The sequence below is a fragment of the Lichenicoccus sp. genome (genome assembly GCF_965277665.1).
Lineage (GTDB): Bacteria > Pseudomonadota > Alphaproteobacteria > Acetobacterales > Acetobacteraceae > Lichenicoccus.
This window is the reverse complement of the sequence record NZ_OZ255835.1, coordinates 2,361,091-2,388,004: the sequence shown is the minus strand read 5'-3', so window position 1 is coordinate 2,388,004 and position 26,914 is coordinate 2,361,091. Positions and strand designations below refer to the sequence as shown.

The following is a 26,914-nucleotide window of genomic DNA, read 5'->3' as shown; positions in this document are numbered from 1 at the left end:
CGTTCTACCGAACGCGAACATCCTCATCGCACGATGGCAAGGGTCACCCCTGCCTCTCGAACACCCCCGACACCGTGAGCGTCACCGCATCCCCGATCAGCGGCACGTAGGTCTTCACCCCGAACTCGCTGCGGCGCAGCGTGCCGGTGAGGTCGAAGCCGACCGTGTATTTCTTGTCGAGCGGGTTGACCCCGGCGCCGACCAGCTTTGCATGCAGCGTCACCGGATGGGTCTCGCCATGCAAGGTCAGGTCGCCCGCCACCGAGGCCGCGCCATGGCCGAGCGGAGTCACCCTGGTCGACTTGAACACGATGTCCGGGTCGGCCTTCGCGTCGAGCCAGGCATCGCCCTTCAGCTCGTCGGTCAGTTTGGCGCTGCTGGTCAGCACGGATTTCACCGGCACGTGGATCTCGAAGCTGCTGCTCGCCGGCGCCTTCGCGTCCAGGCTCAGGCTGCCGGAGGCCTGGATGAACTGGCCGTGGAAGGTGGAGAACCCCATATGCGAGACGCTGAACAGTACCTGGGTGTGGTTCGGCTCGATCGCGTAGCTGCCGCTCTCGACCCGCCCCGGATCGCTGCTCGCCGGCGCCGGCGCCTCGGCCAGGGCGGGCGCCCGCGCCATCGCCAGGGCACCCAGCACGACGAGGCCCCGGACGAGGACAGCCGGGCCGGGCAGGCGGATCGCGGTAGTCGTCATCGTCTGTCCAGTCGGCAGTGAGCCGGTAACTTGCCCGACCGCGGCCAGCGGCTCAACCCGGCTCCTTCGAACATCGGCTCGAAGCCTGTTTCAAAACGCCTGCTGCTGGATGAGAGCGGTCCGCAGGACCGCGCCCGGCGTGACTTTCCGAGCACCGCAGCGCAGCGGCCGTTTGGGCCGTGAGCAGCGGAGCGGAGGAAAGCCGCGTCGGATCGCCAGCAGCAGGCGTTTTCAAACAGGCTCCAAGCGGGATCTGCTCGAGGGGCTCCCAGGGGCCGCCGTGATACCGCCACAGCCGCAAGGCCACCCCCTCGGTCTGCCACGCAACGAAGCCGCTCTCCAGCCGGGCGAGGGTGGCGGCCGCCGCCTCCCGGCTGACCTTGTTCTGCACCGTCACGTGCGGGCGGTAGCCCTGCCGGTCCTGGCGGGACAGCCACGGCGCCCAGCCTGCCGCCAGCCGCGCGCGCAGGGCGTGCAGCGCCGGCGACGCCAGCGGAAAGGCGACCCCGGCCCCCAGCGAGCGCGGCGCTTCGACGAGGATCGCCGGACGTTCGGCGTCGAGTGCCGCCAGCGTCCGCACGATGGCCTCGCGTTCGGCGCCGGGCAGGGTGTGGAACAGCGAGACATGCGCCGGCACCTGGTTGCGGTCGGCCGGGAAGTGCCGGCAGCGGAGCGCCTGGAAGGTCGTCTGCGCCGGCTCGGACAGGCTCAGCGTGAGCAGCAGCGAGGCCGGTCCGCCTGCCTCGTACGGAGGCTCGGTTGGTTGCGTGGATAGGCCCCCCATGCTAGACGCGCCGCTCCAGGGACGGCAGTCCACCGCCGAAAAACAACGCAGTAGATGGGAACGCCGAACGTGCCACAAGGTGCCGCGACACGTGCCGTGCCGGCAGGCCAAGCCGGCGGCCAGCCTGGTGGCGTGCCCGGCCAGCCCGGTGGCATGCCCGGACGCTACGCCCGCGCGCTCTACGAGTATGCCGAGGAGCAGCACAGCCTCGACGCGGTGATCGACCAGGCGGCCTCTCTGGTCCGTCTGATCGACCAGAGCGGTGTTCTGCGCAGCCTGCTCGCCAGCCCGGTCCTGGACGCTGCCCAGTCGCGCGACGCGGCGCTGGCGGTGCTCCACGAGCAGGGCTTCGGCGCCACGGTGCAGCATTTCGTCGGCGTGATCGCCAACAACCGCCGGCTGCCGGCGCTGCGCGCGATCCTGACCGAATTTGCGTCCCAGGTCGCGAGCCGCCGCGGCGTCACCGTGGCAGCTGTGGCCAGCGCGCATGCGCTCACCGACCTGCAGCGCACCCAGCTGCGCGCGCGTCTCGCCGAGGCCGGCTACGGCCGCGTCGATATCCATGAGAGCGTGGACGCGGCGCTGCTGGGCGGCCTCGTCGTGCGCATCGGCGCGCGCCTGTACGATGCCAGCCTGAAGGCACGCCTCGCCCGCCTGCACTACGCCATGAAGGGAGCTGCGTGATGGAGATCCGTCCCGCCGAGATTTCGGACATCCTCAAGCAGCAGATCGCCGCCTTCGACAGCGAGGCGGACATCGCCGAGACCGGCACCGTGCTCAGCGTCGGCGACGGCATCGTGCGCGCCTACGGCCTGCAGAACGTGATGTCGGGCGAGATGGTGTCGTTCCCGGGCTCCGGCCTGCGCGGCATGGCGCTGAACCTCGAATCCGACAATGTCGGCATCGTGGTGTTCGGCGAGGACCGTTCCATCCGCGAGGGCGACACGGTGTCGCGCACCGGCACCATCGTCGACGTGCCGGTCGGGCGCGGCCTGCTCGGGCGCGTGGTGGACGGGCTCGGCAACCCGATCGACGGCAAGGGTCCGCTGGAGAACGTGGAGCGCCGCCGCGCCGAGGTGAAGGCGCCTGGCATCATGCCGCGCCAGTCGGTGTTCGAGCCGATGCAGACCGGCATCAAGGCGATCGACAGCCTGGTTCCGATCGGGCGCGGCCAGCGCGAGCTGATCATCGGCGACCGCCAGACCGGCAAGACCACCATCGTCATCGACACCATCATCAGCCAGAAGAAGGTCAACGATCTCGGCGACGACAAGAAGTCGCTGTATTGCATCTACGTCGCCATCGGCCAGAAGCGCTCGACGGTGGCGCAGATCGTGCGCACGCTCGAGGAGAACGGCGCGATGGACTACTCCATCGTGGTCGCCGCAACCGCGTCCGACCCGGCGCCGATGCAGTATCTGGCCCCCTATACCGGCTGCGCGATGGGCGAGTATTTCCGCGACAACGGCATGCACGCGCTGATCGCCTATGACGACCTGTCCAAGCAGGCGGTCGCCTACCGCCAGATGTCGCTGCTGCTGCGCCGCCCGCCGGCGCGCGAGGCCTATCCGGGCGACGTGTTCTACCTGCATTCGCGCCTGCTGGAGCGCGCCGCCAAGATGTCGGACGAGTTCGGCGGCGGCTCGCTGACCGCGCTGCCGGTGATCGAGACCCAGGCCGGCGACGTCTCGGCCTACATCCCGACCAACGTGATCTCGATCACCGACGGCCAGATCTTCCTGGAGACCGAATTGTTCTTCCGCGGCATCCGGCCGGCGGTGAATGTCGGCGGCTCGGTGTCGCGCGTGGGCTCTGCGGCGCAGATCAAGGCGATGAAACAGGTCGCCGGCAAGATCAAGCTGGAGCTGGCGCAGTATCGCGAGATGGCGGCGTTCTCGCAGTTCGCCTCCGACCTCGATGCCGCGACCCAGCAGCAGCTCGCCCGGGGTGCCAGGCTCACCGAGCTGCTCAAACAGCCGCAGAACACGCCCTATCCGGTCGAGGAGCAGGTCGCGGTGCTGTTCGCCGGCACCCGCGGGTTTACCGACAAGGTGCCGGTCGACCGCGTGGTGGCCTTCGAGCGCGCGTACCTGTCCGAGCTGCGAGCGGATGGCGGCGGCATCCTGGAGGCGATCCGTGATGCGCGCGAGATCAAGAAGGAGACCGAGGAGAAGCTGACCGCGTTCCTCACCGGCTTTGCCAAGCGATTCACCCAGGACGACTGACGCATGGCCTCCCTGAAGGAGCTGCGCGGGCGGATCACCAGCGTCAAGTCGACGCGCAAGATCACCTCGGCGATGAAGATGGTGGCGGCGTCGAAGCTGCGCCGGGCCCAGGCGCGTGCCGAGGCGGCGCGGCCGTATGCGGAGGCGATGCAGCGCATGCTGGCCGCACTCGCGCGCAACGTCATCGGACGCGAGGGCGCGCCGCCGCTGCTGGCCGGCACCGGGCAGGACCAGGTGCATCTGCTGGTGCCTGTCACCTCGGACCGTGGCCTCGCCGGCGGCTTCAACGCCAATCTCGGCCGCGCCACGCGCAACCTGGCGCGCCGGCTCGAAGGAGAGGGCAAGACCGTCAAGATCCTGCCGGTCGGGCGCAAGGGTGCGGACTACCTGGCCCGCGAGTTCTCCGGGCAGGTGATCGACCGCGTGCCCGGCTCCGGCGGCAAGGACGTGGCCTTCAGCGCCGCGCACGCGCTCGGCGAGCGCATCGCGGGCATGCTGGCGAAGGGTGAGTTCGACGTCTGCACGCTGCTCTACAACCGCTTCAACAACGTGATGTCGCAGACGCCGACCGAGCTGCAGCTGATCCCGCTGTCCTTGCCGTCGAACGACAACGAGCGCGGCGACGACCTGGGCGAGAACCGGGGGGGTGCGACCTACGAGTTCGAGCCGGACGAGGAGACCATCCTGGCCCGGCTGCTGCCGCGCAACCTGCAGGTGCAGATTTACTGGGCGATGCTGGAGAGTGCGGCCGGCGAGCAGGGGGCCAGGATGACCGCGATGGACAGTGCGACCCGCAACGCCGGCAAGGCCATCGACCGCCTGACGCTCACCTACAACCGCACCCGCCAGGCCAACATCACCCGCGAACTCATCGAGATCATCTCCGGCGCGGATGCCGTCTGATGAGATCGGGGAGCTGCCCCTGGACTACTTTCCATGAATGGATCCTCAAGGCTCCGCCTTGAGCGGGTCCAGGGCAGCGCCCTGGCCTTAACTTTCTTCTTCCGCCGCAGGAGCTGATTGAATGTCGATGACCACCGAGGCTCCAGCCCAGAGCCAGAACAAGCCGGGCGGCGGCAATATCGTCGGCCGCGTCACCCAGGTGCGCGGCGCCGTGGTGGACGTGCAGTTCACCGGCGATCTGCCGTACATCCTCAACGCGCTGACCTGCCGGGTGGGCGACCTGACCCTGGTGCTGGAAGTGGCCCAGGAGATCGGCGACCGCGAGGTGCGCGCCATTGCCATGGACAGCACCGACGGGCTGGTGCGCGGCACCGAGGTGACGGATACCGGATCGCCGATCATGATGCCGGTCGGGCCGGGCACGCTCGGCCGCATCCTCAACGTGATCGGCGAGCCGATCGACGAGCGCGGCCCGGTGACGGCGGCGGCGTACAATCCGATCCATCGTGACGCGCCGTCCTTCGAGGACCAGGCGGCGTCGGCCGAGATCCTGGTCACCGGCATCAAGGTGGTCGACCTGCTGTGCCCGTACCTGAAGGGCGGCAAGGTCGGCCTGTTCGGCGGCGCCGGCGTCGGCAAGACGGTGCTGATCCAGGAGCTGATCAACAACATCGCCAAGGCGCATGGCGGCGTGTCGGTGTTCGCCGGCGTCGGCGAGCGCACCCGCGAGGGCAACGACCTCTATTTCGAGATGAAGGATGCCGGCGTCATCAAGCTCAACGAGCATGACACCGAGGGCTCCAAGGTGGCGCTGGTCTATGGCCAGATGAACGAGCCGCCCGGTGCGCGCATGCGCGTGGCGCTCTCCGGCCTGACGGTGGCGGAGTATTTCCGCGACGAGGAAGGCCAGGACGTCCTGTTCTTCGTGGACAACATCTTCCGATTTACCCAGGCCGGCTCCGAGGTGTCGGCGCTGCTCGGCCGCATCCCGTCGGCGGTCGGCTACCAGCCGACGCTGGCCACCGACATGGGCGCGCTGCAGGAGCGCATCACCTCGACCAAGAAGGGTTCCATTACGTCGGTGCAGGCGATCTACGTGCCGGCCGACGACCTCACCGATCCGGCGCCGGCGACCTCGTTCGCGCATCTCGACGCGACCACGGTGCTGAACCGCTCGATCGCGGAGCTCGGCATCTATCCGGCGGTCGATCCGCTGGACAGCACTTCGCGCTCGCTCGACCCGAAGATCGTGGGCGACGAGCACTACCAGGTGGCCCGCGACGTGCAGCGCATCCTGCAGACCTACAAGTCGCTGCAGGACATCATCGCCATCCTGGGCATGGACGAGCTGTCCGAGGAGGACAAGCAGACCGTGGCCCGCGCGCGGCGCATCCAGCGCTTCCTGAGCCAGCCGTTCCATGTCGCCGAGGTGTTCACCGGCTCGCCCGGCAAGCTGGTCTCGATCGAGGACACCGTGCGCTCGTTCAAGGAGATCGTCGCCGGCAAGTACGACCACCTGCCGGAGAGCGCGTTCTACATGGTGGGCTCGATCGACGAGGCGGTGGCCAAGCACGAAGGCTCGAAAAAGCAGGAGTGAGACGGTGGGGATCGAGGTGGAGATCGTCAGTCCGGAGCAGCGCCTGCTGTCGCGCACCGTCGAGATGGTGGTGATGCCGGGCTCGGAGGGCGATCTCGCGGCGATGGAGGAGCACGCGCCGATGATCGTGCTGCTGCGCGGCGGCGTGGTGTCGCTGTATGACGGCCCCAACTTCGCGACCAGCAGCGACCGGTTCTTCGTGGCCGGCGGCTTTGCCGAGATCACCGGCGAGCGCTGCACGATCCTGGCCGACGAGGCGACCCCGCTCGGCGAGTTGTTGCGCGCCGATGGCGAGGCGAGGCTGGCTGAGGCGGAACGTGCCTACGACGAGGCCGACAAGTCCGACATCACCACGCTGGAGCCGTATCTCGACCGGCTGCAATCCGCCCGCGCCCATGTCGAGGCCGCCGAGCATTAGCCAGACCCGGCGCTCAGGGTGCGTCCGGGCCGGCGGCGTTCAATCCGAACAACTGGTAGCGCTGGATGGCCTGCACGGCCGGAAATTGCTGGGTCTCCTTGCCGACCGCGTTGAAATACTCGGTCACCACGATGCCGAGGCTCGGATCGAGGTGCAGGTCCGGGTTCAGCGTCAGTGGCCGGACAAGGCCGCTGGCCGCGATCGCCGATGACGCAGCCGGGGCAGCGACGCTGTCCGGAGCGGAGGTGGGCCGGACCGGTGGCGGTGCAATGAAGGCGATCTGCATGACGAGATTCCGTATCACTATCGAGACGATATCTGGATTTTGTTCCGATTGCAAACAGAATAAGCAGACAGCCGAAGGACGAGCATGAGCAGCGAGACGCCTCCCGACCGGCTCTCGGTCGATCCCGCGAGCCCCTTCCACGATGCCGATATCCTCAAGCGCGGCATCGGCATCCGCTTCAAGGGGGTCGAGAAGGACAATGTCGAGGAATATTGCGTCAGCGAGGGCTGGGTGCGGCTGACCGTCGGCAAGACCGTGACCCGCACCGGCGCGCCGATGACGATGAAGCTGCAGGGGGCGGTGGAGCCCTACTTCAAGAACTGATCCGGCACCGGAGCGTCGGCGCGCAGCAGCCGTTCGGCCTTGAGGTCACTCCACAACGCAGGCGGGAGCGGCCGGGTCACCAGCTCCGCATTCCGGTGCGCCTCTGCGGCGGATTTCGCACCCGGGATCACGCTGGCGACGGCCGGATGCGCCAGCACGAACTGCAGGGCGGCGGCGGCGAGCGGCACGTCATGCGCCGCGCAGACGCGCTCGATCCGCGCGACGCGGTCGAGGATGGCGGCATCGGCCGGCTGGTAGTTGTAGCGGGCGCCGGTGATGGCGCCGGTGGCCAGGATGCCGGAGTTGAACGGAGCGCCGAGGATGATCGACACGCCGGCGGCGACGCAACGCGGCAGCAGCCCGTCCAGCGCATCCTGTTCCAGCAGCGTGTAGCGGCCGGCGAGCAGGAAGCAGTCGAAGTCGCCGAGCTCCATCAGCCGCTCGCAGGCGGAGGCCTGGTTGACGCCGGCCCCGAACGCCTCGATCGCGCCCGCGTCGCGCAGCCGCCGCAGGGCGCGCAGCGCACCGGTCTCGACCTCGCGCAGGCGGTCGTCGATCGCGGCGCCATGCGTCCAGGCGTCGGCGTCGTGGATCAGCAGGACATCGATGCGCGCCAGGCCGAGCCGCTGCAGGCTGTCCTCGAACGAGCGCAGGGTGGCGTCGTAGGAGAAGTCGAACTCGGGCCGGAACGGCAACGCGCCCTCGAAGATGCCGCCCTCGGCCACCGACAGCCGCGGCGGGGTGCCGCGTCCGTGCGGCCGCAGCAGCCGCCCGACCTTGCTCGACAATATGTACTCGTCGCGCGGGTGCGCCCGCAGCCGATCGCCGAGCCGGCGTTCCGACAGGCCGTAGCCGTAGAGCGGCGCGGTATCGTAGTAGCGCACCCCGCTGCTCCAGGCGGCGTCGACCGCGGCCCGCGCCGCATCCTCGTCGAGTGCGGCATAGAGGTTGCCGATCGCGTTGGCGCCGAAGCCGAGCCGGCTGACCTCGAGCTGCGTGCGGCCGAGACGCCGGGTCGGGATCACCGCTGCAGCAGCGCCTGCAGCGCGGGCCGCGTGCCGTTCGCGCGGATCGCCGCGCGCTGCCGGCCGACCTCGGCGATGAAGCCGGGATGCTGTTCCAGGCTCCAGCCTGCGAACGGGCTCATGCCCAGGAACGAGACGAGGTCGTGCCGTGCGGCCAAAGCCAGATCCGGCACCGTCAGGGCCGGCTCCGCCACCACAAAGCCGCGCCCGAAATCATCCTGGCCGCGCAGATATTCCACGAAGGCGGCGGCGATGAAGGCGATCCGGCTGTAGTCGCCGCCCGCCGCCAGCACCGCGTGGGCCGTCGGCCGCAGGAACACCGGCAGCTTGGCCGAGCTCTGTCCGGCGATGCGGCTCACCTGGTCGCGGATGTTCGGATTGCGGAACCGCCGCAACAGCAACGCGGCGTAGTCGGCCGTGCCCATGCCGGGCGGCGCGGTCAAATGCGGCGCCGCATCCTCGGACAGGTAGCGCTCGACCAGGCCGTTGACCAGCTCGTCCTGCATCGCCTCGTGCACCAGCTGATGGCCGATCAGGATCGACGGCAGCGCCATCACCGTGTGCCCGGCATTCAGCATGCGCAGCTTGACCAGCTCATACGGATCCACGTTGTCGGTGAACTGCGCGCCGACAGCCTCCAGCGGCGGCCGGCCGGCGCAGAACCGGTCCTCCAGCACCCACTGGGTGAAGTCCTCGCGGAACACCGGCACCCGGTCGGCGACGCCGCTCTGCCCGTTCAGGCGCGCCGCGTCGTCGGCGGAGACGAAGGGCGCAATCCCGTCCACCATGCTGTTCGGGAAGCTCACCTCGGCCTCGATCCAGTTGGCGAGGCCGGGGTCGCGGGCGCGCGCGAAACCGAGAAAGGCGGCGCGCGCGGCCTGCCCGTTATGCATCAGGTTGTCGCAGCTCAGCACGGTGAACGGTCCGACGCCAGCCGCGCGCCGACGGTGCAGGGCCTCCGTGACCAGCCCGAACACCGTCTTCGGTGCCATGCCTGCCTTGGCAGCCGCAAGATCGGCGGCGACATCCGGCTGCTCCAGCCGGAAGGCGCCATGCTCGTCGAGATTGTAGCCGCCCTCGGTGATGGTCAGGCTGACGATGCGGATCGCCGGGTCGGCTAGCCGGCGCAGTACCGCCTCGGGGTCGTTGGGCAGGTGCAGGTACTCGACCAGGGCGCCGATCAGCACCGTCTCGGCCGGAGCGTCCGGCGGACAGATGGTCAGCGTGTAGAGGCCATGCTGCGCGTGCAGCGCGAGCGCCTTGTCGCGTTCCGTCTGGGTGTCCTGGATGCCGATGCCGAGGATGCCCCAGCCGCTCTGTTCAGGATCGGCCAGCAGCCGGTCGAGATAGAACGCCTGGTGGCTGCGATGGAAATTGCCGACGCCGAGATGCGCGATGCCGGCGCGCACGCGGTGGCGGTCATAGGCCGGGCGGGCCACCTTCGGCGGCATTGCGGCAATGAGCTCGCTCTCGGTCATGGCTCACTCGCCCTTCCGGCGGTTGCTTCGAACACCGCCGAAGCCTTGATGCTGTCGGGGTCGTTGAACAGGCCTTCTGCAACCTTGGTGCCGAAGGTGAAGCTGTCGAGCCCGGCTGCGGCCAGGGCGGCAAGGTCGGCGGCGCTGCGGATGCTCGCCACCAGCAGCCGGGTGGTTCGGCCTGACGCCGCCAGGATCGAGCGCATGGCGATGATCTCACCCAGCGCGTCGCGGCCCAGATCGCCCATGCGGCCGAAATACGGCGCCACGTAGTCGGCGCCGGCGGCGGCGGCGGTCAGCGCCTGGTGCGGCGCATAGACCGCGGTCAGCGTGGTGCGCACCCCCTCGCGATGCAGGGCGGCCACCGCGCGCACGCCCTCGAAGGTGACCGGCACCTTGACCACGATGCGCGGGGAGAGAGCCGCCAGCGCCAGGCCGTTGCGGACCAGCGGGGCGGTGTCGGTGCCCCATGTCTGCACCTGCAGCTCCTCGATCCCATGCGCAAAGGCGTCACGGGCAAGATCGGCAAGGACCGGCAGCCGACAGGCGAGGCCGGCGGCGTCCAGGATGGTGGGATTGGTGGTGATCCCGAAGAACAACCCGCTCGGCAGCCAGCGCTCCCAGGCGCCGCGATCGGCGCTGTCGAGGAACAGCCGCACGCCCGACCGCGCGGAGGGATCCGACCGAGAGACCATGGCTGCCTGCATCAGTGTTGCGTAACCGTTGCCCGACCTTAGCCCGGTCCTAGGCGCACGCCTATGCTTGGAGCGTGTCTTGACGGACTGAACGCTAGTATATACGTTGTATCTACTTTACGGAGGGTGTCATGCAGGGAGTGGTGAAGAAGTGGGGCAACAGCGCCGCCGTGCGGATCCCGGCCGGCGTGCTCGAGGCGGCGCAGGTCCATCTCGACCAGCCGGTCGATGTCCGCGAGGAAGCCGGGCGGATTATCATCGAGCCGCTCCGGCCGGCGAGCTACGACCTGGCGGCCCTGGTCGCAGAAATTACCGAGGAGAACCGCCATGCGCCCATCGAGACGGGAGCAGCCGTCGGCCAGGAGGTCTGGTAGTGGCGCCGGACTATGTGCCGGATGCGGGTGACATCGTCTGGCTGGAGTTCGACCCCCAGGCCGGCCATGAGCAGGCCGGGCACCGGCCGGCCGTGGTGCTGAGCCCGGCGGCCTATAACGGCAGAGCCGGCATGATCCTCTGTTGCCCGACGACGACCCGCATCAAGGGCTATCCCTTCGAGGTGACGCTGGCTGGCAGGCCACCCAGCGTGGTGCTTGCCGACCAGGTGAAGAGCCAGGACTGGCGAGCCCGAAAGGCGATACGCAAAGGCCGGGTCAGCGCGGCGGAGTTGGCGGAGGTAAGGGCGAAGCTGCGGGCGCTGATTGGATAGACGGCTGATGCTTCAGCCGTGCCATCGAGTAGCCGTCGATGAACTGCCCAAGTCTGAAGATGTGCCCGCGATGAGTTCCCTCGATCTCGAAGCCAAACCTCCGGTAGAGGGCGAGAGCCGGGAGATTGTCAGCGTTCACCTCCAGTTCGAGCCGCCGCAGGGCTAGCCAATTGTCGGCCAGATCGACCAGAGCGGCCATGAGCTCCGTCCCGATCCCACGTCCGACCCAGTCATCGTGAACGCCCATGCCGATCCTGCCGACATGGGCGCGACGGCCGGTCAATCGCTCCAGGGCAGCGTTGCCAATCACCTCGCCGTCGACAACCGCCACCAATCTGCGCCCACCAGGAAGACCCTTCTCCAGGCGGCTCCTGACGTCCTCGGAGGTTTCGAAAGGGATGCGCGTCGTTCCCCACAGGAAACCGGGCAGGTTCATCATTGCGGCCAGCGCCTCGGCGTCCTGCGGACGAACCGCGCGAAGGATCAGGCCAGCAGGCGGCCGCCTTGTGCTTTTTGATGGATCATCAGCCAAGGGAGCTCCTCCCGTCGATCTGAGACGCGTGAAAGATCGTCTTCGCGCGGGGCAGCGGCGCGCGAAGAGCCCTGAGCCGGCTCACGCAGATCACCCCCGCCCGCGATATCCCGGCACGTCCTGCGCCGGGACCCAGACGCCGTCCGGCGGGGCGCCGGTCTGCCAGAACACGTCGATCGGGATGCCGCCGCGCGGATACCAGTAGGCGCCGATGCGCAGCCAGACCGGGTCCAGGCGTTCCACCAGCGTGCCGGCGATCTGCACGCTGCACGCCTCGTGGAAGGCGCCGTGGTTGCGGAAGCTGGTGAGATAGAGCTTGAGCGACTTGCTCTCGACGATCCAGTCGCGGGGTATATAGTCGATCACCAGGTGCGCGAAGTCCGGCTGCCCGGTGACCGGGCAGAGCGAGGTGAATTCCGGTGCGGTGAAGCGCACCAGATACTGCCTGCCGGGATGGGGTGCTGCGACCCGTTCCAGCACCGCCTGCTCCGGGCTCGCCGGCTGCGCGGCGGGACGTCCAAGCTGGGTCAGGCCGTGGGTCGAGGGATCACTCATGCGGCAAGGCTCCGGATCGGGTCGGCGATGCTCATGTCGGCGCGGCGCCACCAGCAATGCAGCGCGGGGCGCGCAGCGGGCAGCACGGCGAGCGGATCGCCGTTGAACAGCACGGTGTTGGTGGGCGTCTCCTCGAGGCGGATCTCGACGCAGCGCAGCAGGTCGCCGTCGGCCTGCAGGAACGCAGCCAGCTTGGCCATCATCAGGCACGCCATCAATTCGGTGGTCGGATCGCCCGGCGTCAGCACAATGCGCTCCGCCCGCGCCGGCTCGTGGGCCAGGAACCAGCCGAGCAGCGGATCGTCCTCGCCGAGTTGCAGCGCGTGGTCGAGATGGTCGTCGATCCAGCGATGCCAGGTCGCCTTGGCGCGTTCGAACGGCAGCACCATGTTGGCGCCGCCATCGAGGCGCCGCGGCGACGTCGCCTGCAGCCGGACGGTGACGGTCTCGTTATGGCCGTGCGGCAGCGCGCAGGACTCTGAGCCGCCGCGGAGCAGCCGGTGGCCCATCGAGAAGCGGCGACTGAACAGCAGGGCCGGAGAGTTCGGGGCGGCAGTCATGCGGCGGCGGCTTCGTAGCGCTCCCAGCCCCGGCGACGCAGGTCGCAGGCCGGGCAGTGGCCGCAGCCATGGCCCCAGGGGTGCAGTCGGCTGCGGTCGCCGAGATAGCAGCTATGGGTTTCGCGGCGCAGCAGCTCGACCAGCGGCCCGCCGCCCAGGGTTTCCGCGAGTTGCCAGGTCTGCGCCTTGTCGCGCCACATCAGCGGCGTGTGCAGCACGAAGCGCCGGTCCATGCCAAGATTGAGGGCGACCTGCAGCGCCTTGATGGTGTCGTCGCGACAGTCGGGATACCCCGAATAGTCGGTCTCGCACATGCCGCCAACCAGATGCCGCGCGCCACGCCGCACCGCGAGCGCTGCCGCGAATGTCAGGAACAGCAGGTTGCGCCCGGGCACGAAGGTGTTCGGCAACCCGTTCTCGCCCAGCGTGATCTCGGCGTCGCGGGTCAGCGCGGTCTCGGACAGCTGGCCGAGGGCGTCGAGCGACAGCGTGTGGTCGCAGCCCAGACGTTCGCCCCATTGGGGATGCAGCCGCACCAGCCCGTCGCGCACCGTGCTCCGGCAGCTCAGCTCGACCAGATGGCGCTGGCCGTAGTCGAAGCCGAGCGTCTCGACGTGGGCAAACCGGTCGAGCGCCCAGGCCAGGCAGGTGCCGGAATCCTGGCCGCCGGAGAACAGCACCAGCGCCTTCTGGTCGGCGATGAGCGTCGCCGGCATCTCAGGCGATCCCGATCATCTTGTGGGTCTGCACGCTGAGCCGCCATTTCGGGTGCGCCAGGCAATAGGCCACCGCATCGCGGGTATTCGCCGCCTGGTCCGGCCCGTCCATCGGCTGCAGGAAGAAATGCCGGAACGCCAGCGCCTCGAGATGGTCCGGCGGCAGGCCGGGTTGCGGATAGACCAGCTTCAACTCGTGCCCCGCACGCTGGCGGAACTCGGCACCCGCTTTCGGACTGACGCAGATCCAGTCGAGCGCGTCCGGCGCTTCCAGCGTGCCGTTGGTCTCCACCGCAATGGCAAAATCGCGCGCGTGCACGGCCGCGATCAGCGCCGCGTCGAGCTGCAGCAGCGGCTCGCCGCCGGTGAACACGACGTAGCGCTGCTCGGCGCCAGCGGCCCAGCAGGCGGCGATCGCATCCGCCAGGGCAGCCGCGTCGTCGAACCGGCCGCCGCCCTCGCCGTCCATGCCGACGAAGTCGGTATCGCAGAACCGGCAGGTCGCCGTTGCACGGTCGTGCTCGCGCCCCGACCACAGGTTGCAGCCGGCGAAGCGGCAGAACACCGACGCGCGTCCGGCCTGCGCGCCCTCGCCCTGCAATGTCGCGAACAGCTCCTTGACCGCGTAGCTCATGATGCCTGGGTGGCACTCCCTGTTTCAGGGACGGCCATCGGCACCATGCCCAGCCGGTCGAGCAGGCGCATGTCCTGGCTCTCGACGGCATTCGGCGTGGTCAGCAGCTTGGGTCCGTAGAAGATCGAGTTGGCGCCGGCCAGAAAGCACAGCGCCTGTGCCTCGTCGCTCAGGCTCTCGCGCCCGGCCGACAGCCGCACCATGCTGTGCGGCATGGTGATGCGGGCGGCGGCGATGATGCGCACGAAGCTGATCGGGTCCACCGCAGCGGCATCCGCGAGCTTCGTGCCGACCACCCGCACCAGCAGGTTGATCGGCACGCTCTCGGGATGCGGCGTGAGGCAGGCGAGGGTGGCGATCAGCCCCGCCTGGTCGTCCTCGCTCTCGCCGAGCCCGATGATGCCGCCGCAGCAGACATTGATGCCGGCATCGCGCACATGGCCCAGCGTATCCAGCCGGTCCTGGTAGGTGCGCGTGGTGATCACGCGGCCATAGTGCTCGGGCGAGGTATCGAGGTTGTGGTTGTAGTAGTCGAGCCCGGCGCGGCGCAGGCGCCCGGCCTGCGGGCCGGTCAGCATGCCGAGCGTCACGCAGGTCTCCAGGCCCATCGCCTTGACGCCCGCGATCATCGCGCAGACGGCGTCGAGGTCATGGTCCTTCGGCGAGCGCCAGGCGGCGCCCATGCAGAACCGGCTTGCACCCCCCTGCTGGGCCGCGCGCGCCTCGTCCAGCACGGCCTCGACCTGCATCAGCTTGCTGGCCTTCAGCCCGCTCTCGTGATGCACGCTCTGCGAGCAGTAGCCGCAATCCTCCGGGCAGCCGCCGGTCTTGATCGACAGCAGGGTCGAGATCTGCACCTCGGTGGGATCGAAATGCGCGCGATGCACCGTCTGCGCCCGGAACAGCAGCTCCGGGAAGGGCAGCGCGATCAGTCCTGCCACCTCGCCACGGGTCCAGTCGTGACGCGTTGCCGCCTTCGGCTCGGGGCGCCCTGATCCACCGTCCGGCATGATCCACGATCCTCCATACCTATCCAGTAACCGGCTTCTGCCACAGGAACGGCCGTGGTTGAAGCGCGGCGGCGACAGCACGCAGCATCATAGTGCTCATAACCATCCCGCCATGAGTATGACGCTTGACGTATGACGCGGTACGACATAGTGTGAGGCGTGTCGATCCAGTCCTTTCGTGACCGGGTTACCGGGGAAGTGTTGCAGACCGGGACGAGCCGGGAGCATGGCAACATCGCCACGGTCGCTTTCCGCAAACTGAACATGCTGGATGCTGCCGTCGAGCTGTTCGACTTACGAAGGGCGCCCGGGAACAGGTTGGAAGCACTGAAAGGCAATTGCCAGGGCCAGCACAGCATCCGGATCAACGATCAGTTCCGGATCTGCTTTGTCTGGACGAGCGCTGGACCAACCGAGGTGGAGATCACTGATTATCACTAGCAGACTGCTGAAGAAGGCAGGCCAGGGCTCCGCCCTGGACCCGTTGGGGCCGACGGCCCCAAACCCCTTTTCTGTAAAGTGAAGGATTGCAAAGGCGTGCCTTTGCCGGGGTCCAGGGGCAGCGCCCCTGGCCTCCACTTCGTCGCATTTTCTAAGCGCGCGACTTGGCTTTTCAGCAACCTGCTGGACCAGAGCTGACGAGCATAGACGACACCAGGCAGATCATAACGCCTCGTTTGAGGTCAAGGAGAGAGACATGCCACCCATCGCGACCCATCCTGGTGAGGTGCTCCGCGAGGAGTATCTCGTTCCGTTGGAGATGAGCGCCAACGCTCTTGCGCTTGCCTTGCGGGTCCCGGGGACGCGCATCTCCGCCATCGTGAACGAGGAACGGAGTGTGTCCGCAGACACAGCCCTCCGGCTGGCACGCTATTTTGGCACGACGCCGGGCTTCTGGCTTAACCTGCAGACCAGTCACGATCTGTCCAAGGCACTGGCCGAGACCGGCAACGCGATCGAGATGGATATTCGGCCGCGATTGTCACAGCCCGGAATTGCCGCCTGATCGATGGCCTGGACGCTTGAGGCCTCGCCCGTCTCCAGGCGAGGCCTTCCGCCAGATCAGCCGCGGATCGCTTCCAGCAGGGTCGGACCCAGCACCGCAGGCGACGGCGCCACTCGCACGCCGGCACGCTCCAGCGCCTCGATCTTGGCCGCCGCGGTGTCGTTGCCGCCGGTGATCACCGCACCCGCATGGCCCATGCGGCGTCCCGGCGGGGCGGTGGCACCGGCGATGAAGCCGATGGTGGGCTTCTTGACCTTGTTGTCGCGGAGGAAGCTCGCCGCGTCGATCTCGGACGCGCCGCCGATCTCGCCGATCATCACGATCGCGCTCGTCTCGGGGTCGGCCAGGAACATCTCCAGCACCTCGATGAAGTCGAGCCCCTTCACCGGATCGCCGCCGATGCCGACGCAGGTGGACTGGCCCAGCCCGACCGCCGTGGTCTGCGCCACCGCCTCGTAGGTCAGGGTGCCGGAGCGCGACACGATGCCGACCTTGCCGCGCCTGTGGATATGGCCCGGCATGATGCCGATCTTGCAGGCATCCGGCGTGATCACGCCCGGGCAGTTCGGCCCGACCAGCAGGCTCTTCGAGTGCCGCAGCGCGCCGCGCACGCGGATCATGTCGAGCACCGGGATGCCCTCGGTGATGCAGACGATCAGCGGCATCTCGGCGTCGATCGCCTCCAGGATCGCGTCGGCCGCGAACGGCGGCGGCACGTAGATCACCGAGGCGGTGGCGCCGGTGTGCTCGCGCGCCTCGATCACGGTGTCGAACACCGGCAGCCCGAGATGCGTTTGACCACCCTTTCCAGGAGTGGTGCCGCCGACCATCTTGGTGCCGTAGGCGATCGCCTGCTCCGCATGGAAGGTGCCCTGGGCTCCGGTGAAGCCCTGGGTGATGACGCGCGTCTCAGCGTCGATGAGGATCGCCATTACGCGCGCGCTCCCTTTTTGCTGGAACCATCCTTGGAAGACTGGGATTTGACCGCGGCGACGATCTTGCGTGCTGCGTCCGAGAGGTCGTCGGCGTTGATGATCGGCAGCCCGCTCTCGTCGATCAGCTTCTGGCCGAGCTCGACATTGGTGCCTTCCAGGCGCACCACCAGCGGCACGTGCAGCTTCACCTCGCGCGAGGCCTCGATCACCGCCTGCGCGATGATGTCGCAACGCATGATGCCGCCGAAGATGTTGACCAGCAGCCCCTCGACGTTCGGATCGGACAACAGGATCTTGAAGGCCGCGACCACGCGCTCCTTGGTGGCACCGCCGCCGACGTCCAGGAAGTTGGCGGGCTCGGCGCCCTCCAGCTTGATGATGTCCATGGTCGCCATCGCCAGACCGGCGCCGTTCACCATGCAGCCGATATTGCCGTCGAGGGCGATGTAGCTCAGCCCGTGCCGGGCGGCCTCCAGCTCCTTCGGGTCCTCCTCGCCCTCGTCGCGCAGCTCCTCGAGCTCCGGATGCCGGAACAGCGCGTTGTCGTCGAAACTCACCTTGGCATCGAGCGCCACCAGCGTGCCGGCGCCGGTCACCACCAGCGGGTTGATCTCGATGATGGCGCAGTCGAGCTTGATGAAGGCGTCGTAGGCGGCCTGCACCACGCGGGTGAAGGCGGCCGCCGTCTTGCCGGCGAGCCCGAGCTGCTGTGCCACCTTGCGCCCGACATAGCCGGAGAAGCCGGTGGCGGGGTCGATGCTCTGGCTGATGATCTTCTCGGGGCTGTGCGCCGCCACCTCCTCGATCTCCATGCCGCCCTCCTCGGAGGCGACGATGGTGACCCGGCCGGTGGAGCGGTCCACCAGCAGCGAGAGGTAGAGCTCGCGCGCAATGTCGCAGCCATCCTCTATGTAGAGCCGATGCACGACGCGCCCGGCCGGGCCGGTCTGCTTGGTCACCAGCGTGCTGTTGAGCATCGCGCGCGCGGCCTCTTCGGCCTCGTCCGGCGACTTCACCAGGCGCACGCCGCCCTTGCCGTTCGGGTCCTCCTTGAAGCGCCCGGCGCCGCGGCCGCCGGCATGGATCTGCGACTTCACCACGATCACCGGCCCCGCGAGGGTGCGGGCGGCGATCAGCGCCTCCTCGGGAGAGCGCGCGACCCGCCCCTCCAGCACTGGCATGCCGAAACCCTTCAGCAGGGTCTTGGCCTGGTACTCGTGGATGTTCATCGCAGCAGGGGCTCCTTCCGCTTGGCCGCATGATCGGGCCGGAGTGTGTGGGGTCCTGCCTGCGCGATGCGGTCGCGAGGCAGCGCCCGGCGGCCGGTTGCCCGGCTGCCGGTCGGCACGATCGAAACCGGCGGTCACGCCAGGGCCCGACCGCAAAGCGCGCCGATGATTGCATCCCTGGGAGCACAAGTCACCTGAGCGAGGCACAACACGATCTGTTGCCGTTGCGCCACAGCGCGACCGCCCGCACTTTGCGGGTCCTGCAACCGATGCCATTTTGCAGGTCTTGAGCAAGGCGCGGCGTGGCGCGACCTGACATTCGCAGAGGCCCTGGGCAATGAAGCATTGGCGCATCGACGAGCTGGCCTGGGACCGCTTCGACCCCGGCCTGGTCGATCCGGACGTGCTGCTGCTGGTCAAGGCGGCCTCGGTGGTCGAGCGCAACGGCACCGACTACGCACGGTACCTCAACAACGTGTTCACCGACGACGCGGCGTTCCGGCAGGCCAGCGACAACTGGGCCGTCGAGGAGGTGCAGCACGGCGATGCGCTCGGCCGCTGGGCCATGCTGGCTGACCCGTCCTGGGACTACCCGGCGGCGTTCGCGCGCTACCGCCGCTCCTATCATATCCCGCTCGAGGTGGACGCCTCGGTTCGAGGATCCCGCACCGGCGAGCTGATCGCGCGCTGCATGGTCGAGACCGGCACCTCGTCGTTCTATACCGCGCTCGCCGATGCCACCGCCGAGCCGGTTCTCAACGCCATCTGCAGGCAGATCGCCGCCGACGAGTACCGGCACTTCAAGCTGTTTTACGACCACATGCACCGCTACCTGAAGCGCGAGCGGATCGGCGTCTGGCGGCGCACCCGGATCGCGCTCGGCCGGGTCACCGAGACCGAGGATGACGAGCTCGCCTTCGCCTACCACACCACCAACGAGCCGGCCGGCATGCCCTATGACCATGAGCGGTGCATCGCCGCCTACATGGCGCGCGCGATGGGCTTCTACCGGGAGCGCCATCTCGACCGTGCGGTCGCCATGATCTTCAAGACGATCGGCTTCAAGCCGCACGGACGCGTCTGTCGGGGTGCCGCGCGGGTGGCATTCGGGCTGATGCAGCGCCGCCGGCGCAAGTTCGAGACAACGATCGGACGCGGCCGGCCGGCCGCGCGCTATGGCCGGGCGCGCCGCGCCGCGCTGCAGGCCGCCGCTGAGTAGACGCGGGTCAGGTAGCGGGAGGGCGAACCGGCCGCGTCCGCGCCGCCCTGCGCGCCGCGAGCAGCGCGGAGCCGAGGATCAGGCCGTAGATCCAGAGCAGCCACGCGCTGCCGAGGCGACCAGCGCGGTCTTCGCCGTAGCAGGCTGGAGCCCAGCGGAGCGCCAAGGCGTGCAACAAGGCCGCCACGACCACCAGGAAGGTGATGCCGGGGACGATCTGCGCATCGTCGAGGCCGGCCAGACACTGGCAGAGACGCACGCAGATCCAGGCGACGGGAACGCTGAGCAGGAAACCGATATCGCCCCCGACCGGGTCGACGACAAAGAATGGCAGCAATCGGATCCAGGCCACGTCGGCAAGCCAGAACATGGCGCCGGAAATGCACAGGATCACCAACTGTCGTCTATCGAGCATGGCAGCCGTCCTTTCCCGTAACACCCGTTACATAGCAGGGTGACGTAACACCTGCTACAGGAAAGCGCCATGGCGCCGAACGAAACTGCCCGGCGCGTCGAGTTGGTCGAAGCGATCGCTTTGATCGTGCTCGAGGACGGCCTGGACGCGCTCGCCCTCCGTGGGCTTGCGGCACGCCTGTCCACCAGCGGGCGCATGCTGCTCTACCATTTCGGAACCAAGGATGCCTTGGTGCGCGCGGTGCTCATGCGGATCTCCGAGCAGATGGCTGTGCTGCAGGGCGCGGCCGCTTCGGGGGCGCGGCAGACTGCGGGCGAGTTTCTCGGGGACATGATGCAGGCCGGTATCGATCCGGCCACGGCGCCGTTCATGCGGGTCTGGACGGACGTGATCGTACGGGCGGCCCGTGGCGAGGCGCCGTACTGCGAGATCGCCGACAAGACCGTCAATGCTTGGCTGGAGTGGATCGTTAGCCGGTTGCACCCTGCGCCGGACAACGATGCGAAGGCCGCGGCGGTGCTCTCGATCATGGAGGGGATCACGATCCTGGAGTTGGCGCAGCCGGGTTTCACGAGGCAAGCGAGGCGTCTCCTGCCGGCGCTACTCGATCGCTGCTGAAAGGAGTGTCCGGCGCCGGGCTCGCGTTGCTCGCCCAGGCCCTGGCCTGAGGACGCGCTCGCGAAGCCCCGCCATGCTCCTGCGAACCGGGTGCTCTTGCGAACCGGGGCCGCACCTGCTGGAACCGCCGCTTGGGCGGCAGGAACGCAATGGACACGATCAGGCTGGGCTATCCGGACATTCTGCTGCACGAGGCCAGCGCCGCCGCGGTAGCGCGCGTGCTCGAGGCGCATGACCTCGAGGTCGAGTATGTGCCGGCGGCACTTGCCGCGCTGCCGGCACTGCTCGACGCGGACGCCTTCGACCTGCTCGCCACCGCCTGGCTGCCCGCCACCGATGCGGCGCTGCTGGCATCCGGCCGCATGCAGCCGCTCGGCCTGCTGTACCGTCCGCGTTTCGTCTGGTGCGTGATCGGCGCGGCGCCGGCCGCCATCGGGGACCTCGCCGCGAGCTCGGCGCTCGACCGGCGTATCGTGGTGGATGCGGCGAGCCCGCTGGCTTGCCTGTCGGAGGCGGCGCTTACCGCCTACGGGTTGCAGGCCGCCGGCTACGTCGTTGAACGGGTGGATGGAGCGATGGCGCTGGCATGGGCGGAGGCCGGCGATGCGTCCCGCATCGTGCCGCTGTCGCAGCCGCACGGGCTGCTGCATGCCATGCGCCTGCGCCCGCTGGCCGACCCGAAGCTGGCCCTCGGCGGCGAGCAGGAGGCGCGGCTGCTGCTGCGCCGCGCCCTGCGCCCGACCCTCGATGGCGACCTGATCGACGAACTCGACGAGCTGACCCTGGGCAACAAGGTGGTGAGCGCGCTGGCGCATGCGATGCGCACCGGCGGCATGAGCGCCCAGGCGGCCGCCGAGGCCTGGCAGCGTGGCCGGCTGTCGCCGCGTGCTTGAGAGTGGGGTGCCTGAGCAGGCTGCAGGCGCCGACGCCGCCGACCGCGAGCTGGCGGCGCAGTACGAGGCCTACCCCTATCCCGCCCGCGATCCGCGCGACGAGCACCGCCGGCTGATCGTCGGCAGCCCGAGCCATCTGCGCGAGATCGACCACTGGGTGTTCGGCGCGCAGCGGTCGCGCGCGCGACCGCTGCGCGCGCTGGTCGCCGGGTGCGGCACCGGGGACGGTGCCATCATGCTGGCGCAGCAGATGGTGCAGGCCGGGCGCCCCGGCCATGTGCTGTGCCTGGACCGCTCGCGCGCCGCCCTGGAGATCGCGCGCGCACGGGCCGAGGCGCGCGGGCTGCCGAATATCGACTTTCGCGAGGCGAGCCTGCTGCAGGTGGCCGGTCTCGGCCTCGGGCCGTTCGACTACATCGATTGCTGCGGCGTGCTGCATCACCTGCCGGAGCCGGCGCGCACCTTGCGCGACCTCGCCGGCCTGCTGGCCAAAGGCGGCGGCATCGGCCTGATGCTGTACGCGCCGCACGGCCGCACCGGGGTGTACATGCTGCAGGATGCGCTGGCGCTGCTGGCCCCGGGCGATGCGCCGCCGGCGCTGCGGCTCGACGTCGCGCGCCGGGTGCTGCGCCACCTGCCACGGTCCGCCTGGCTGCATGCCAACAGGAATTTCGCCGACCATCTGAGCGGCGGCGATGCCGGGCTCTACGACCTGCTGCTGAACCCGCGCGACCGGGCCTATGACGTGCCGGCGCTGCGCGCGCTGGTGGCGGAGGCGGGGCTGTCGATCGGCTGCCTGCTGGAGCCCGCGCGCTACGAGCCGTCGCTGCTGCTGCCCGATCCGCGGCTGCGGGCCCGGCTCGAGGCGATGCCGCTGCTCGATCGCGCCGCGGTGGCCGAGGGCCTGCTGGGCAACATGAACACCCACATCGCCTACGTGCGGCGCCCCGGCGCGCATCCGCCGGAGCCGGATCCGCTGGCGCCGGATGCGGTGCCGGTGGCGCGCGAGGTTCCGGCCGGGGAGATCGCCCGCCAGATCGGGCCCGACGGCAGCCTGCCGCACCTGTTCGGCCAGCTCGCGGTCCGGGTGCCGCTGCCGCCGCAGGCGCGCGCCCTGCTGGGGCTGATCGACGGCGAGCGCACGGTGGCGGCGATCGCGGCCGGGATGCGCGAACGCGGCCTGGCGCCGGCGCGGATCGAGGCCGCGTGGCGGGAGACCATCGTGCCCCTGATCCGGCTCAACCGGGTCCTGCTCGCAGCACCGGCCTGACGTGCAAGACGGCGGCAAGGATCCTGCGGCGAGCCGTGCCGCCGCCGTCTCTCCCGGGGCAGGCAGCCCCAGCCGGACCGCGATCATCATTTTCGGTGCGGGGCTGCGACCGGACGGCTCGCCCAGTCCGACCCTGGCCGGTCGGGTCCGGGCGGCGCTGGAGTGCGGTCGCTTCCTGCACGACGCGCTCTACCTGCCGACCGGCGGCGTCGGGCTGCCGCAACCGTCCGAAGCTGGGCCGTCCGAAGCTGGGCCGTCAGAAGCTGGACCGTCCGAGGCCTGGGCGATGGCGACGATGCTCCGGGCGGCCGGGGTCCCGGAAGACCGCATCCTGTGCGAGCCGACCGCGCGCGACACGCTCGCCTCCGTGCTGGCCTGCCGTGCGCTCCTGCGTCGGCTTGGCCACCGCGGTCCGGTGCTGGCCGCCACGAGTGCCTACCACCTGCCGCGGTGCCTGCTGCTGCTGCGCCTTGCGGGAGTACCGGCCCGCGCGGTGCTGCCGCCGCCGAGGCCCGCCGCCCGGCACCTGGGCAAGCGCTGGTACTGGCGCCTGCGCGAGGTGCCGGCGCTGCCGTGGGATGCGATCCTGATGCTGGTCGAGATCGGCTGGCGCCGGAAGTCGTAACGAGACTGCATCGAAGCGGTCGCCGGGCCTGTCCAGCGTGATCCGATTCCAGCAAACCGAGAAGCAGTCACGCTTTCGGGGAAATGCTGTATTTTACAGTATAGTTTGGAAGCCGCGACTTGATCGAACAAGCAACGAGCGAGCGGCTGCACGATTGCGATATTTTTTCGTTATTCATCCGAACGGATTCAGTTGCCATTCCTGAATAAGGACGTTAGTGGTGCTCCCCGACGCTGTTATCGGAAATGTGAATATCAAACATACGAGACATCAGAACGAACTTTTGCAAGGCAACCGGACCGGACGTCGCATCGCTCTATGACATCCAGTCGGGATATTATTAAAAAACAACCGCTTAGTCTCTGTTGGCCTGCAGTATCAATGGGTTATCGGTCATTTTAGACAGGTTCCCGCGGCACGCCTGCAATTCCGGTCTTTTTTAGCCAGTCAACATCACGACCAGATCGATTGTCGTTCGGGAGAATTTGCAGCCATGACGAACTCCAGCCCCACTCGTTACGCTACCGTATCATATAAGTGCCTCGCGGATGTATTTCCGGCCGGTAGCAGCGTCCCCCGTTCTGCCTTCGCGCCGGGAGCCTGCCGATGAGCGGCGGTTCCTTCGATGTCAACTTCACTGACATCAACTCGCTTTCGGGCACGCCGTTCAACAATGTGTGGGGCGACAGCGACGAGCACGCGCTGTCCTCGAACGGCCTGTGGCTCGGCTCGGTCGGTACCGACTACACGCCGATGGGCATCATGCAGAACCCGACCGGTGCCAGCGCCGGCGAAGGCTATGGGCTCTACAGCTACACCGCGCGCTATGAATATGCGAACCAGCCCGGCGGTGACTACCTGCTGCTGTGGCGCGCCGACAATCAGTGGCTGGACAGCGCGGCCCCCGGCCTGATCACCGAAATGGACATGCTGGAGACGTTCGACAATTCGTCTTCTGCCGCCTCCACGCTGCATTATTACGATTCATCGGCAGGCAGCGACGACGGCTACACGTCGCACAACATCACCGGCCTCAACCTCACCGCGCTCAATGTCTATTCGATGGACTGGCAGGCGGGATCGCTCACCTTCTATATCGACGGCAAGGAGATCTATCAGCTCACCGGCTCGACCGTGCCGAAGGACTATGCCGACGGCGGCAGCAACCAGGTGATGGGCATGGGTGCCGAGAGCGAAAGCAGCCCGGTCGGCATGTATGTCACCGAGGCGCAATATACCTCGTCCGCCGACCTTTCGACCGATGGCGGCGCCGCCACCGTGATGGCGGCACAGATCGCACGTGGCGGCATCGCCGGCACCGTGGCGTCGAGCGCGCCGGCACCCTCCAGCCCCAGCCCGAGCACCGGCACCGGCACCGTCACCGACACGACGCCGATCACGGTCTCCGCCCCCGGTACCGTGAAGGAAGCCTCGCCCGGTGCCGGCGTCACCGTGGCCGAAACCATCACCGGCACGCCGAACGCCACCGTCTATGAGGCGACCTTCACCTCGACCTACGTAGCGGAGGAGAACTGGATCGCCGTGCAGCTGAACAGCGCCGGCACCGCGACGGTGAACGTGACCTTCGAGCACAGCGGCGACTTCCTGGTCGTTCCCAGCAACACCTCGGGCGACGCGCCGGTGAACGGCTACTCGAGCGCCATCACCATCACCGACGCGACCAGCACGCCGGCCAGCATCACCGTCTCGGCGCCGGGCTCCGTCCAGGAAGCCAGCGTCGGCGCCGGCGTCACCGTCACCGAGACGATCAAGGCGACCGGATTGAGCACCGTCTATGCCGAGGTGCTGACAGCGTCGGGCAGCGTCGAGACCGGGTTCCAGGCGGTCACGATCGGCAGCACCGGCACCGGCACCGTCTCCCTGCACCTTGCAAAGACCGGTGATTATGTCGAGGTCGTCGACAAGACGGGCTCCCCCGCGGTGACGACGAAATCGTCCGCCGTCACCATCACCGATGCGGCCGCGAAGACCCCGGTGCCTACGACCCCGGTGGTCACGCCGCCGGTCACCGGGCCGGCGACACCGACGCCGCCTGCCGGCACGGCCTACTCGATCACGTCGATCACCGACGTGAACAACACGCTGGTGGTGACCGGCACCCGCGACATCGGCGCAGCCTCGACGGTGCGCGATTTCATCAACGGCTCGTACAAGGGCGTGATCCAGGACAACGAACCCGACGGCTCGTTCACCTACGACCTCGCGGCGCCGACAGCGGCAGGCACCTACACGCTGGAGTTGACGCTGGACCAGTCGAGCCTCACCGCCAGCAAGAGCTTCACCATCGGCGGCACAGCCACCACGACAGCGCCGAAGCCCACCATCGCGGTGTCCGCTCCGGGCAGCGTGCAGGAGGCGAGCAAGGGGGCCGGCGTCACCGCCAGCGAGACCATCACCGCGACCAACCTCACCACAGTCTATGCCGAGGTGCTGACCAAGTCGGGCACGGTCGAGAGTGGCTACCAGGCGGTCAAGCTCACCAACGGCACCGGCACCGTCTCGCTGCATCTCGCCAGCAGCGGCGACGTCGTGCAGGTCGCCAGCAGCCTGACCAGCCCGGTGGTGACCGCGACCTCCGGGGCCGTGACCATCACCGACCCGGTCGCGACCGGCCCGGTGACGAGCGTGCCCGCGAGCCTGTTCTCGATTTCCTCCGTCACCGAGGTGAAGGGCGACCTCGTCATCGTTGGCACCCGCGACATCGGCGAGGCCTCGACGGTGCGCGAGTTCGTCGATGGCAGCTACAAGGGCGTGATCACGGACAACGCGCCGGACGGCTCGTTCACCTACACGGTGGCGGCGCCGACCGGAGCCGGAACCCACACGCTCGAGCTGACGCTCGACCAGTCGAACCTGACCGCCAGCATGAGCTTCATCACCACGGCCACCGGCAGCACCACCCTGGGCACGGTCGCCACCGGCACGGCGGGGGGTACGTCCGCGGGCGGCTCCGCCAGCAGCGGCACCCCGGTGGCATCCGCCAGCACGGCCCCGGTGGCAGGCGGCCTGACCATCAGCAACCTGACCGAGGATAGCGGCCAGCTGCTGATGACCGGCGACAAGGACACCGGCGGCGCCAACACCATGCGCGAGTTCGTGGATGGCAAGTATCTCGGTGCGCTGCATGACGGCATGGCGGACGGCGCATTCAGCATGCATATCGCGGACGTTGCCGCCGGCGCGCACGTGCTCAGCCTGACCCTCGACGGTTCGTCCGCGACCGCCACCTACGACTTCACCAAGGAGGCCAACGGCAGCGTCCAGGCGCTGCTGCCGACCACCACGAGCGCCGGCACGCTGGTCGCCGCCAACCACGACACCACCCTGGCCCAGGCGGCCTGACCCAGAACGATCACCGCGACGATGCATCCGCCGTGGCGCGCCGGAGTTTTTGCTCCCCGAACGCCACGGCGGAGTTGCATCAAGGCTGAACCGGCGTCTCGCATCCTGGACGTCCTACCTTGATCGAGACAAGGCTGCCCTGACCGCGACGAAGCTGGCCCTGTCGGGGCAAACCGTGCTTCATGTTGCTCTCGTA

The 26,914-nt window shown here is 68.5% G+C and carries 31 protein-coding genes; 16 read left to right on the top strand and 15 right to left on the bottom strand.

Features of this window, described 5'->3' with window-relative positions; all coding sequences use genetic code 11:
* Nucleotides 1-43 precede the first annotated feature (43 nt).
* Both ACQY4O_RS11015 and ACQY4O_RS11010 read right to left on the bottom strand, forming a co-directional pair.
* On the bottom strand, nucleotides 44-697 hold the full coding sequence (locus tag ACQY4O_RS11015; protein WP_428376422.1) for a YceI family protein: 654 nt from the start codon (nucleotides 695-697) through the stop codon (nucleotides 44-46).
* Nucleotides 698-749: 52 nt separating this feature from the next.
* The gene (locus tag ACQY4O_RS11010) at nucleotides 750-1,481 is read right to left on the bottom strand and encodes a 2'-5' RNA ligase family protein (RefSeq protein ID WP_428376421.1); all 732 of its coding nucleotides are present in this window, start codon (nucleotides 1,479-1,481) and stop codon (nucleotides 750-752) included.
* 153 nt (nucleotides 1,482-1,634) lie between these two features.
* Here ACQY4O_RS11010 and atpH point away from each other — a divergent pair, with 153 nt between their 5' ends.
* The 5 genes from atpH to atpC all read left to right on the top strand — a co-directional run bounded on the left by atpH (nucleotide 1,635) and on the right by atpC (nucleotide 6,624).
* Nucleotides 1,635-2,165: an ATP synthase F1 subunit delta gene (gene atpH, locus ACQY4O_RS11005; protein ID WP_428378171.1), complete on the top strand. Its 531-nt coding sequence runs from the start codon at nucleotides 1,635-1,637 to the stop codon at nucleotides 2,163-2,165.
* Complete coding sequence (atpA, locus tag ACQY4O_RS11000) at nucleotides 2,165-3,706, top strand: F0F1 ATP synthase subunit alpha (RefSeq protein ID WP_428376420.1); 1,542 nt, start codon at nucleotides 2,165-2,167, stop codon at nucleotides 3,704-3,706. Before atpH ends, atpA begins: the two co-directional genes overlap by 1 nt.
* Before the next feature lie 3 nt (nucleotides 3,707-3,709).
* Nucleotides 3,710-4,609 (top strand): F0F1 ATP synthase subunit gamma, encoded by a 900-nt coding sequence (locus ACQY4O_RS10995; RefSeq protein ID WP_428376419.1) that lies wholly within the window; start codon nucleotides 3,710-3,712, stop codon nucleotides 4,607-4,609.
* 121 nt (nucleotides 4,610-4,730) lie between these two features.
* Complete coding sequence (gene atpD, locus ACQY4O_RS10990; RefSeq protein WP_428376418.1) at nucleotides 4,731-6,206, top strand: F0F1 ATP synthase subunit beta; 1,476 nt, start codon at nucleotides 4,731-4,733, stop codon at nucleotides 6,204-6,206.
* Between the two features lie 4 nt (nucleotides 6,207-6,210).
* Entirely contained in the window at nucleotides 6,211-6,624 is a 414-nt protein-coding gene (gene atpC, locus ACQY4O_RS10985; RefSeq protein ID WP_428376417.1) for an ATP synthase F1 subunit epsilon, read from the top strand.
* Nucleotides 6,625-6,637: 13 nt separating this feature from the next.
* Here atpC and ACQY4O_RS10980 read toward each other — a convergent pair whose 3' ends face one another.
* Nucleotides 6,638-6,910 (bottom strand): hypothetical protein, encoded by a 273-nt coding sequence (locus ACQY4O_RS10980; protein WP_428376416.1) that lies wholly within the window; start codon nucleotides 6,908-6,910, stop codon nucleotides 6,638-6,640.
* Between the two features lie 84 nt (nucleotides 6,911-6,994).
* Here ACQY4O_RS10980 and ACQY4O_RS10975 point away from each other — a divergent pair, with 84 nt between their 5' ends.
* Nucleotides 6,995-7,234 carry a DUF3297 family protein gene (locus ACQY4O_RS10975; protein WP_428376415.1) on the top strand — a complete coding sequence of 80 codons (240 nt, stop codon included), beginning with the start codon at nucleotides 6,995-6,997 and terminating at the stop codon, nucleotides 7,232-7,234.
* Here ACQY4O_RS10975 and ACQY4O_RS10970 read toward each other — a convergent pair.
* From ACQY4O_RS10970 to ACQY4O_RS10960, 3 genes are read right to left on the bottom strand one after another with little or no spacing between them, the layout of a single operon-like run.
* Complete coding sequence (locus tag ACQY4O_RS10970; RefSeq protein WP_428376414.1) at nucleotides 7,219-8,259, bottom strand: aldo/keto reductase; 1,041 nt, start codon at nucleotides 8,257-8,259, stop codon at nucleotides 7,219-7,221. The genes ACQY4O_RS10975 and ACQY4O_RS10970 overlap by 16 nt on opposite strands.
* Complete coding sequence (locus ACQY4O_RS10965) at nucleotides 8,256-9,737, bottom strand: mannitol dehydrogenase family protein (protein WP_428376413.1); 1,482 nt, start codon at nucleotides 9,735-9,737, stop codon at nucleotides 8,256-8,258. Before ACQY4O_RS10965 ends, ACQY4O_RS10970 begins: the two co-directional genes overlap by 4 nt.
* Nucleotides 9,734-10,432 carry a transaldolase family protein gene (locus ACQY4O_RS10960; RefSeq protein ID WP_428376412.1) on the bottom strand — a complete coding sequence of 233 codons (699 nt, stop codon included), beginning with the start codon at nucleotides 10,430-10,432 and terminating at the stop codon, nucleotides 9,734-9,736. The genes ACQY4O_RS10965 and ACQY4O_RS10960 overlap by 4 nt, the downstream gene beginning before the upstream one ends.
* A gap of 131 nt (nucleotides 10,433-10,563) precedes the next feature.
* On the opposite strand from ACQY4O_RS10960, the gene ACQY4O_RS10955 reads away from it, so the two are divergent.
* Complete coding sequence (locus ACQY4O_RS10955) at nucleotides 10,564-10,806, top strand: AbrB/MazE/SpoVT family DNA-binding domain-containing protein (protein WP_428376411.1); 243 nt, start codon at nucleotides 10,564-10,566, stop codon at nucleotides 10,804-10,806.
* On the top strand, nucleotides 10,806-11,138 hold the full coding sequence (gene mazF / locus ACQY4O_RS10950) for an endoribonuclease MazF (RefSeq protein ID WP_428376410.1): 333 nt from the start codon (nucleotides 10,806-10,808) through the stop codon (nucleotides 11,136-11,138). Before ACQY4O_RS10955 ends, mazF begins: the two co-directional genes overlap by 1 nt.
* Here the strand turns inward: mazF and ACQY4O_RS10945 are convergent.
* The 6 genes from ACQY4O_RS10945 to bioB form a co-directional block, all read right to left on the bottom strand.
* The gene (locus ACQY4O_RS10945; protein WP_428376409.1) at nucleotides 11,083-11,670 is read right to left on the bottom strand and encodes a GNAT family N-acetyltransferase; all 588 of its coding nucleotides are present in this window, start codon (nucleotides 11,668-11,670) and stop codon (nucleotides 11,083-11,085) included. The two genes, mazF and ACQY4O_RS10945, sit on opposite strands and share 56 nt — an antisense overlap.
* Before the next feature lie 90 nt (nucleotides 11,671-11,760).
* Entirely contained in the window at nucleotides 11,761-12,225 is a 465-nt protein-coding gene (gene queF, locus ACQY4O_RS10940) for a preQ(1) synthase (RefSeq protein ID WP_428376408.1), read from the bottom strand.
* Entirely contained in the window at nucleotides 12,222-12,785 is a 564-nt protein-coding gene (locus ACQY4O_RS10935) for a 6-pyruvoyl trahydropterin synthase family protein (RefSeq protein ID WP_428376407.1), read from the bottom strand. The genes queF and ACQY4O_RS10935 overlap by 4 nt, the downstream gene beginning before the upstream one ends.
* A complete protein-coding gene (gene queC / locus ACQY4O_RS10930) occupies nucleotides 12,782-13,501 on the bottom strand; it encodes a 7-cyano-7-deazaguanine synthase QueC (RefSeq protein ID WP_428376406.1) in 720 nt (239 codons plus the stop codon). Before queC ends, ACQY4O_RS10935 begins: the two co-directional genes overlap by 4 nt.
* 1 nt (nucleotide 13,502) lies before the next feature.
* Nucleotides 13,503-14,135 (bottom strand): 7-carboxy-7-deazaguanine synthase, encoded by a 633-nt coding sequence (queE, locus tag ACQY4O_RS10925; protein ID WP_428376405.1) that lies wholly within the window; start codon nucleotides 14,133-14,135, stop codon nucleotides 13,503-13,505.
* Nucleotides 14,132-15,145: a biotin synthase BioB gene (gene bioB / locus ACQY4O_RS10920; RefSeq protein WP_428376404.1), complete on the bottom strand. Its 1,014-nt coding sequence runs from the start codon at nucleotides 15,143-15,145 to the stop codon at nucleotides 14,132-14,134. Before bioB ends, queE begins: the two co-directional genes overlap by 4 nt.
* A 159-nt stretch (nucleotides 15,146-15,304) precedes the next feature.
* On the opposite strand from bioB, the gene ACQY4O_RS10915 reads away from it, so the two are divergent.
* Together ACQY4O_RS10915 and ACQY4O_RS10910 are read left to right on the top strand one after the other, a co-directional pair.
* Nucleotides 15,305-15,586: a type II toxin-antitoxin system RelE/ParE family toxin gene (locus tag ACQY4O_RS10915; RefSeq protein ID WP_428376403.1), complete on the top strand. Its 282-nt coding sequence runs from the start codon at nucleotides 15,305-15,307 to the stop codon at nucleotides 15,584-15,586.
* Nucleotides 15,587-15,842: 256 nt separating this feature from the next.
* Nucleotides 15,843-16,151 carry a HigA family addiction module antitoxin gene (locus ACQY4O_RS10910; protein ID WP_428376402.1) on the top strand — a complete coding sequence of 103 codons (309 nt, stop codon included), beginning with the start codon at nucleotides 15,843-15,845 and terminating at the stop codon, nucleotides 16,149-16,151.
* 56 nt (nucleotides 16,152-16,207) lie between these two features.
* Here the strand turns inward: ACQY4O_RS10910 and sucD are convergent, their stop codons facing one another.
* Nucleotides 16,208-17,083 (bottom strand): succinate--CoA ligase subunit alpha, encoded by an 876-nt coding sequence (gene sucD / locus ACQY4O_RS10905; protein WP_428376401.1) that lies wholly within the window; start codon nucleotides 17,081-17,083, stop codon nucleotides 16,208-16,210.
* On the bottom strand, nucleotides 17,083-18,315 hold the full coding sequence (sucC, locus tag ACQY4O_RS10900; protein WP_428376400.1) for an ADP-forming succinate--CoA ligase subunit beta: 1,233 nt from the start codon (nucleotides 18,313-18,315) through the stop codon (nucleotides 17,083-17,085). Before sucC ends, sucD begins: the two co-directional genes overlap by 1 nt.
* 337 nt (nucleotides 18,316-18,652) lie before the next feature.
* Between sucC and ACQY4O_RS10895 the strand changes: the two genes are divergently transcribed.
* Nucleotides 18,653-19,534: an acyl-ACP desaturase gene (locus tag ACQY4O_RS10895; RefSeq protein WP_428376399.1), complete on the top strand. Its 882-nt coding sequence runs from the start codon at nucleotides 18,653-18,655 to the stop codon at nucleotides 19,532-19,534.
* A 7-nt stretch (nucleotides 19,535-19,541) separates the two neighbouring features.
* Here ACQY4O_RS10895 and ACQY4O_RS10890 read toward each other — a convergent pair whose 3' ends face one another.
* Nucleotides 19,542-19,949, bottom strand: a complete 408-nt coding sequence (locus ACQY4O_RS10890) for a hypothetical protein (protein WP_428376398.1) — start codon at nucleotides 19,947-19,949, stop codon at nucleotides 19,542-19,544.
* 69 nt (nucleotides 19,950-20,018) lie between these two features.
* Between ACQY4O_RS10890 and ACQY4O_RS10885 the strand changes: the two genes are divergently transcribed.
* From ACQY4O_RS10885 to ACQY4O_RS10865, 5 genes are all read left to right on the top strand, one after another.
* Nucleotides 20,019-20,567, top strand: a complete 549-nt coding sequence (locus ACQY4O_RS10885) for a TetR family transcriptional regulator (protein ID WP_428376397.1) — start codon at nucleotides 20,019-20,021, stop codon at nucleotides 20,565-20,567.
* A gap of 149 nt (nucleotides 20,568-20,716) precedes the next feature.
* Entirely contained in the window at nucleotides 20,717-21,460 is a 744-nt protein-coding gene (locus tag ACQY4O_RS10880) for a glycine betaine ABC transporter substrate-binding protein (protein WP_428376396.1), read from the top strand.
* Nucleotides 21,461-21,467: 7 nt separating this feature from the next.
* Nucleotides 21,468-22,730 carry a class I SAM-dependent methyltransferase gene (locus ACQY4O_RS10875; RefSeq protein WP_428376395.1) on the top strand — a complete coding sequence of 421 codons (1,263 nt, stop codon included), beginning with the start codon at nucleotides 21,468-21,470 and terminating at the stop codon, nucleotides 22,728-22,730.
* 1 nt (nucleotide 22,731) lies between these two features.
* Nucleotides 22,732-23,355: a YdcF family protein gene (locus ACQY4O_RS10870; protein WP_428376394.1), complete on the top strand. Its 624-nt coding sequence runs from the start codon at nucleotides 22,732-22,734 to the stop codon at nucleotides 23,353-23,355.
* Between the two features lie 606 nt (nucleotides 23,356-23,961).
* Nucleotides 23,962-26,718, top strand: a complete 2,757-nt coding sequence (locus ACQY4O_RS10865; protein WP_428376393.1) for a hypothetical protein — start codon at nucleotides 23,962-23,964, stop codon at nucleotides 26,716-26,718.
* Nucleotides 26,719-26,914: the final 196 nt, after the last annotated feature.